A 7,606-nucleotide genomic window follows, 5' to 3' on the forward strand; every position below is an offset into this window, starting at 1 on the left:
ACCTCATTGCTCCTTTTTCTGCCAGCTTTGCAGCAGCTGGGCAGCGGTCTCAGTCTGGCCCAGCGGCCCGGCCTGGTTGGAAAACAGTACAGCCCCCACCCGGAACGCCCCCGCCACGCGGCGGTCCAGATGCAGCTGGATGGCCTGCAATAGGCTTTCGAGCACCGGCTCCCGCAGGTTTTCGGCATCCAGAATGTCCAGGCAGGCGTCCGTTGTGGCGGCGTCCATCAGGGCACGGCAGGTGGCCTGGCTGGCCCCGCAGAGCGCCGCATGGGTGCAGAACAGTTCGGTGCGGCAATCCGCCATGCGGGAATGGGTGTTCATAATGCCGCCCGCCAGCTTGACCAGCTTGCCGATGTGCCCCACCAGCAATACCTCTGCAAACTGCTCCGCAGCGGCCATATCCAGCGCATCCCCCATAAAGTTGGAGCACTTGACCACCGGGATGCTGCTGTATTCCGGCAGGTTTTGGGCCAGGTAGTCCAGCCCATAGTTGCCGGGGGCCAGGATCAGCCGCTTGGGGCTTTGCTCCCGCAGGGCGGCCTGGTGGATCTCCAGCTGCACGGTATCCAGGATGGCCTGCTGGCTCATGGGCTCCACAATGCCGCTGGTGCCCAGGACGGAAAGCCCGCCTTCCACCCCGATGTGGGGGTTAAAGGTGCGTTTGGCGGCTTCCTCGCCCCCCTCGATCGAGATCATTACGTCAAAGCCGCCGTCATACCCGGCTGCTTCGGCCTCCGCGTGCAGGGCATCGGTGATCATCCGGCGCGGCACATGGTTGATGGCCGCCTGCCCCACCGGCTGGTCCAGGCCGGGCTTCGTCACACGGCCCACACCGGGGCCGCCGTCAATCGTGACCTGGCCGGGGGCATCCGGCAGCAGGGTGATGTCGGCTATGACCGGCAGGCCGGTGGTAACGTCCACATCGTCCCCGCCGTCCTTGCGGATGGCGCACTGGGCGCCGGCGGCTGTTTTGCGGCAGTAGATGGGCGCAACCTCCACCACAATGCCTTTTGGGGTGCGCAGGCCGACGGATTCCGGTGCTTTACCGGTCAGCAGCAGGCGGGCGGCCCCGGCAGCGCCAAGGGCGGCGCAGGTGCCGGTGGTGTAACCGCAGCGCAGCAGCTTTTGCCCGCTGCGGATGTAATGTTCAAACCTGGGCGGCTCCTGTTTGGCGGGTCTCCGTTCGGGTTCACGCTCCGGCTGGGGGCCGTACAGTGCTTCATACTGCTCTTTGGTCAGGCGGTACAGCGTGCGGATGTTCTCTGCAGCAAACGCGTCTTTCGGTGTCATCACGCCGGAAACGCCCTGCGGCGATACGCACACCACGGTATCCGCAATTTTTTGCGCCAGCTCCAGCTCGTGCAGGCTGACAATGACGGCCACCTGTTTTTCCTGTGCCAGCTGGCGCAGGATGGTCAGCAGCTCAATTTTGCCTTTGATGTCCAAAAATGACGTTGGTTCGTCCAGCAGAATAATTTCCGGCTGCTGGCAGACGGCGCGGGCCAGCAGAACGCGCTGGCGCTGGCCATCACTGATTTTGGTAAAGTCCCGGTCGGCCAGCTCATCCGCCTGCACCAGATGCAGAGCATCCCGCACCTGCTGTTTGTCCTGCTCGGACAGGATGCCCAGCCGTCCGGTGTAGGGGTAGCGCCCGGCAGCGGCCACATCAAAACAGGTGGTCAGCTCCGTGTGGCGGGTGTGGGGCAGCATCAGGGCCATTTTGCGCGCGCGGGCATTGGGGGTGTAGGTTGTCAGGTTTTGGCCCTGCAGCAGCACAGCGCCGCTTTGCGCCGCCAGCTGCCCGGCCAGCGTTTTGAGCAGGGTGGATTTGCCCGCGCCGTTGGGACCAATCAACGCTAAGATCTGCCCGCGCTGCACGCCAATGCCAATGTTTTGTAATAGCGGCGTTTTGCCGTACCCGATGGCAAGATCCTGCGTTTGGCAGTAAAATGCTTCGCTCATGCCCGGCCCTCCCCGCTTTGGCGGTGCACCAACAGCCAGATGACTACCGGCGCACCAAATACCGCTGTGACGGAGCTGATGGAAAGCTCGGTGGGGGCAAACAGGCTGCGGGCGATCAGATCACACAGCAGGCAGAACGCCGCCCCACCCAGCGCACAGCCCGGCAGCACATGCAGCGGCTTGGCGCTTCCCAACGCCTGCTTGACTAGGTGCGGCACCGCAATACCCACAAAGGAAATAGGCCCTGCAAACGCCGTGACGCAGGCAGCCAGCAAACTGGAAAGCAGCACCAGCGCCACGCAGAACGGCCGCACAGCCACACCCACGCTTTGGGCATACTGCTCCCCCATCTGGTAGGCGGCCATCGGCTTGGCCAGCAAAAAGGCCGCGGCCAAACAGGGCAGCACCACCAGCGCAGCGGCGGCCACATTGCCCCAGGTCATGCCGGAAAAGCTGCCCATGGACCAGTTGTGCAGGTTGACGATGTTGGAATCCTGTGCAAAGGCCACTACAATATCGGTGACGGCGGAGCAGATATAGCCGATCATCACGCCGCAGATGACCAGAATGCTCATGCGGTGTACCCGGCGCGCCACGCTGAGCACAAAGGCCATGGCAGCCATGGATCCAGCAAAGGCGGCCAGAATCAGGGTGAGCGAGTTGGTCAGCAGGCCGTGGTTCAAAAATACCACCATCGTCAGCGCAACCACCAGCTTGGCCCCACTGGAAATGCCCATGACAAACGGCCCCGCAATGGGGTTGGCAAAAAAGGTTTGCAGCAGGTAGCCCGCTACCGAGAGCGCCGCCCCCAGCAGCACCACCATAACGACGCGCGGCAGGCGCAGCTGCAATAGGATATTGGCGGCCAGTTCATCTTGCCCGCGGCCCAGCAGCGCCTGCACCACGCCGCGCGGCGAAATTGCCACACTGCCCCAGAACAGGTTGAGCGCAAACAGCCCCAGCAGCGCCGCCGCAAGGGCTACATATGTAATTGTCAGGCGCTTGGTGTGCATGGCGCTGCCTTTCTGCAATAAAATTATTCTACATGCGTTAAAAATGTCAGTTCACTGTCCGCAGGGGTGCCCTCGGTAAACACGCGGTTCATATCCAGAATCAAATCCGGAAGCTCCATGCTTTGCTGGAACAGGCTCTGCGCGGTACACCACACATTGCCGTTCTGCACGGCCTTGAACTGCGCCAGCAGCGGGCATTTTTCCACCAGCTGTTCGGTGCTGGCAATGCTGCCCTCAATGGTGCTGTTGTAGAGCAGCACATCGGCGTCCTTGGCACCGGCGTAAAAATCTTCCAGCGAAAGATTGATGGTGGCCAGATTGTTGCCGTTGTCCGTTAAATCAGCAAACACATAGCTGCCGCCCGCCATCTCGATCATGCGGGCCACATAGTCGCTGCCTTTGCGCACCGTGACAAGGTTGTTGGAAGTGATGGAGAAAAACGCCACCGTTTTGCCGGTGGGCTGCTGGTTTTCCAGCGGGGCAACGCGCTGTACCTGGGTGTCAAACAGCTGTTCCGCCTCCTGCTGTTTGCCCAGCAGAATGCCGTACAGCTTGACCCATTCCATGCGGGCCAGAGGGTCGGTTTCATAGCTGGAACGCTCCACCAAAACGGGGATGCCGAACTTTTCCAGCTGCTCTTTGACCTCCGGCGTATGGTAGATCATAGTGTTTTCAATGGCAAGTCCACAGCCGGAAGCCAGAATGGTTTCATAGTCCGGGGCGCTGTACTTGCCCGCATAGGCAATCTGCCCCGCCTGCATGGCGGCTTTGGCTTCGGGCAGGTACCAGCCATCCGCCTTGGTGCCGGAAAGTGCAATGCTGTCCAGCGCGCCCAGGCTGATGATGGGGTCCATAGCGGAGGTGGAAACCAGGTAGATATTCTCAATGGGCTGTTGCAGCACGGTGGTGCCCTGGGGCAGATTCTCCGGAACGGCAGCGCCCTGCGGCACCACCAGATATTGGCTGTCCGCAATGGTGATCCGCTCGTACCCGCCGGTGCATTCATCCACGGTAAACTGTTTGGCGTATTGCAGCGGGTAGCTGCTTTCCACGGTAAGGGTGGGGGCAGCCGTGCTGCCGCTGCCCGCGCAGCCGGCCAACAGCAAAAGCGCTGCGGCAGAAAGTGCGGCACAAAGCCCAAAACGTTTCATCTGCATTATTCTGCGGGGGTCAGCGTGGCGCTGTCAAAGGTCAGGGTATAATCGATCTCGTGCGGGGTGCTCATGGCAACGGTATCGGCGGTAACGGCAAGGGCGGTATCCAGCGCAGCAACGGGGATTTCAAAGGTGGAGTTGCCTTCGGTGTTGGTGGGCAGGTACTTTTCTCCATCAATCAGCATATAGTCATAGTTGGGGCTGCTCCACACAATCACGGCGGTCATGGTTCCATCGGCAACCGTCAGGGCGGCAGGGCTTTCCACCGTGGCACGGCCGGAGCCGCCCTCCAGCGTGACAGCACAGGTGTAGCTGCCATCAGCAGGCACAGCGGCGGTTTCGGCAGCGGCATCTTCGGTCTTAGGCTCGGCATTGCGCACGCTGACGGTATGGTCGTACCAGGTGCCCTTGGTGCCCAAAATGGCCAGCTGGAAGTCGGTATCCACAGCGTCCAGCGGAATATCATAGCCGTACACTTCATCGCTGGTGCCGTCGGAATAGGTCACAGTATCGGTGGTGGGCTGCAGCCAGTCGCTTTCGTGGCTGGGGGCGTCCTCGGCAGTGCCCAGGTACAGGTTGACGATCTTTTTCGATGCCAGGCTGACATGGAAGGTCATTTTGCCATCGGCGACAGTCAGGGTACCCTTGCCATCGCAGGCTTCGTTGGCGTGCACCATACTGCTGTCGGTTTCAAATTCGGCGGTATACACGCCGTCCGGCAGAGCAGCTTCGGTCTGGGGTTCTGCGGTGGGGGCGGTGGCTTCACTGCTGGCAGCCTCGGTGGCAGCGGGGGTGGAGTCAGCAGAAGAAGCGCCGGTTGCGGTAGAGCCGCAGCCAGCCAGCAGAGCGGCCAGCACCAGGGCGGCCACAGCGCCGGAAATTACACGATTTTGTTTCATTGGGTGTTACCTCGCATTGCAAAAAATTGAAATGATAGAATAGAATATAATAAGAAAGGATAACAGAAAATTACGTCGCAGGGGCGAGCATTGCCCGCCCGCGGTCATTTGCCCCGTGTATTGCCAACCCGGAAGAGTGTTGCAATGTTTTAGGGCAATACCGCATAATTCTAAGTGCCGATACGGCGAGCGAGGTGCGGCAGATGCTAAGCCAAAAGCGCAGATAATACTTTGTGTATTATCGAGCATTTTGGCAACGCAGATGCCGTGCCGCAGCCGCCGGAGCGGTGCTTAAGCCGTCAGGCGGGAATTGTGCGGTGTTGCCTTAGGTTGGCGGGGGCACTGCATGGTTTGGCGAGAGGGGCTAAAGATTCAAAGAAAAGCGTGGGGACGCGGCACAGCCGCAGCGCAGCCCCATTTTGGCGCACAGCGTTTCCCCCGGTCCGCACAAAACAAAAGCTGCCCGAAAAGACGTTGATCCTTCCGGGCAGTATGCATCATAAATCAGCCATTCAGGGAATCAATAGCGGCCTTGGTATGGTCAATGTAGATCTGCTGCACATCAGCAATTTCGCCCAGACCGGCAATCTGGGTATCCACGCTGTCAAAGCAGCCGGCGGCCTTGAACTGGCTCAGCCAGGAATCTGCGTCATCGCCAGCCATATCGTTGTTGGCATGGTCACCGGCAACCACCATCAGGGGGCGCAGGACAACCTTGGTGTAACCGGCTTCCTTGATCTTTTCGATCACAGCCTCGCAGGCGGTGTCTTCCGGCTCGCCCTCAACAGTGCCAATGAACACATTGTCATAGCCCAGGGTCTGCATGGTCATCTGCATCTGGCTGTAGCTGATCTTTGCGGTGTGGGAAGTGCCGTGGCCCATGAACACAAAAGCAGTGCCATCGGCGGCAGCAGCGGCGGCGTCATCATAACCAGCGGCGGCAACAGCCTCGGTGGTGATGGCAGTGGCAACAGCTTCCTTATCAGCGTTGATTTCGGTAGCGTCAGCGCCAACTTCGCCCAGCAGGGGCTCAGCAATGGCAACGCTTTCGAACTTATCCGCGTACTCGTTCACAGCTTCGCACATTTCGTCGTACTCAGCGCCGTGCATCAGGTGGGTAGGCTGAACAACCAGATTCTTAACGCCGTTGGCAACAGCGCGGTCCAGAGCCTGCTTCATGTTATCGATTTTCTCGCCATCGCGGGCCTGCACATGGTTGATGATGATCTGTGCGGTGAAAGCGCGGCGGACGGACCAATCCGGGTAAGCGGCCTGCAGGGCATCCTCGATGCCCTTGATATCTGCCACGCGGCTGCTGTTGAAGGAGGTGCCAAAGCTGACGACCAGCAGTTCGTTTTCGCCGATCTCATCCCCATTGCGGGAATCGTCCAGGTTGGCATCGCCGGTATTGCGGCCAAAGTAGTCGGGGTCAGCGTTCTCGCCTTCCACCAGCTCTTTCTGGGTATCGGTCAGGGTGTCCCATGCCTGCTTGGCAGCTTCGCACTGGGCGTCGGTGTCATCGGTGCGCTCCTGCACATAGATGGCATCGATCAGGTCTGCACATTTCTTTGCGGCCACTTCGTCTGCATCTCCCTCGTCTGCGCTTTCAGCGGGTGCTTCGGTGCTTACAGCCTCGCTTTCGGCGGGGGCACTGCTGGCAGCCATGCTGTCAGATGGCGCACCACAGCCAGCCAGCAGGGCGGCGGCCAGAGCCAGTGCGGTCAGCACGGCAGCGGGCTTTTTCAGGTTGTTGTGTTTCATGTGTTTTGCTTCCTTTCTCCTATGGTAAATCCATTTGCTGAAAAACAGGTACAGGAAACAAAACCCAGGCGCAGCAGCTTTGCAGACAAAACTGCCACAAAAAAACAAGGGTCTTTCTGTGTGCAGAACGGCAACGCAAAAAGACCCCCGGATTTTCCATGAGCTTTTCAGGTACAACCAATTCCTCGTGATCTGGAGCAATGCTCCCGTACCAACAGCGGGCAGGTTTCCTGGCTGAAAGCTCAACGCCTGCCGCCGCCTTCCCAAGCAATGCTCAGTGACCGGTGCAAATGCACCCTGGCGGCAGGCTCCCTTATCACAGTGACGAGATCGTGCGGGATTTGCACCCGCTTCCCTTTTACCCTTTCCAGAGCGCCGGAAGGCTCAGCCGCCCGGCAAACAATGAAAGGCACCTGCTGTTTTATATTCAGTTTCTGATTCATTGTAGCACATTGCATCCAAAAGCGCAAGGTGCTGTTTGTATGTTCTGCCGAATTTTTTCGGCCTTCCTAGGCGTCCTTACAGCCGCCGGTGCAAAATCTCACACAAGCGTTTCATATCCAGCGGCTTGGCGGCATGCTCGTTCATACCGGCGGTTTTGGCCGGCTGCACATCCTTGGCAAAGGCGTTGGCCGTCATGGCAACAATGGGCACCTGCGCGGCATCGGCTTTGGGCAAAGAACGGATGGCCGCGGGGCGCGTTTTTGTATTTTGTCGGTTTACAACTTTAAGGCAGCACCGCACAATTCCCGCCTGACGGCTTAAGCACCGCTCCGGCGGCTGCGGCACGGCATCTGCGTTGCCAAAATGCTCG

6 protein-coding genes and 1 riboswitch are annotated in these 7,606 nt (G+C 59.7%); all 6 genes read right to left on the reverse strand.

Annotation, left to right across the window (positions count from 1 at the left end):
* Positions 1 to 3: 3 nt before the first annotated feature.
* On the reverse strand, positions 4 to 1,965 hold the full coding sequence (gene cbiD / locus C4885_RS01155; RefSeq protein WP_113998650.1) for a cobalt-precorrin-5B (C(1))-methyltransferase CbiD: 1,962 nt from the start codon (positions 1,963 to 1,965) through the stop codon (positions 4 to 6).
* The gene (locus C4885_RS01160) at positions 1,962 to 2,978 is read right to left on the reverse strand and encodes an iron ABC transporter permease (protein WP_113998669.1); all 1,017 of its coding nucleotides are present in this window, start codon (positions 2,976 to 2,978) and stop codon (positions 1,962 to 1,964) included. The genes cbiD and C4885_RS01160 overlap by 4 nt, the downstream gene beginning before the upstream one ends.
* 23 nt (positions 2,979 to 3,001) lie before the next feature.
* Positions 3,002 to 4,129: an ABC transporter substrate-binding protein gene (locus C4885_RS01165; protein ID WP_242979440.1), complete on the reverse strand. Its 1,128-nt coding sequence runs from the start codon at positions 4,127 to 4,129 to the stop codon at positions 3,002 to 3,004.
* A 5-nt stretch (positions 4,130 to 4,134) separates the two neighbouring features.
* Complete coding sequence (locus C4885_RS01170) at positions 4,135 to 5,031, reverse strand: iron transporter (protein WP_113998652.1); 897 nt, start codon at positions 5,029 to 5,031, stop codon at positions 4,135 to 4,137.
* Between the two features lie 504 nt (positions 5,032 to 5,535).
* Positions 5,536 to 6,792, reverse strand: a complete 1,257-nt coding sequence (locus C4885_RS01175; protein ID WP_113998653.1) for a sirohydrochlorin cobaltochelatase — start codon at positions 6,790 to 6,792, stop codon at positions 5,536 to 5,538.
* A gap of 202 nt (positions 6,793 to 6,994) precedes the next feature.
* A riboswitch (cobalamin riboswitch) is annotated at positions 6,995 to 7,224 on the reverse strand.
* An 87-nt stretch (positions 7,225 to 7,311) separates the two neighbouring features.
* A partial coding sequence (locus C4885_RS01180) for a response regulator (RefSeq protein ID WP_113998654.1) occupies positions 7,312 to 7,606 on the reverse strand: 295 nt, incomplete at its 5' end.

The organism is Subdoligranulum sp. APC924/74 (assembly GCF_003324125.1).
Taxonomy (GTDB): Bacteria; Bacillota; Clostridia; order Oscillospirales; family Ruminococcaceae; genus Gemmiger; species Gemmiger qucibialis.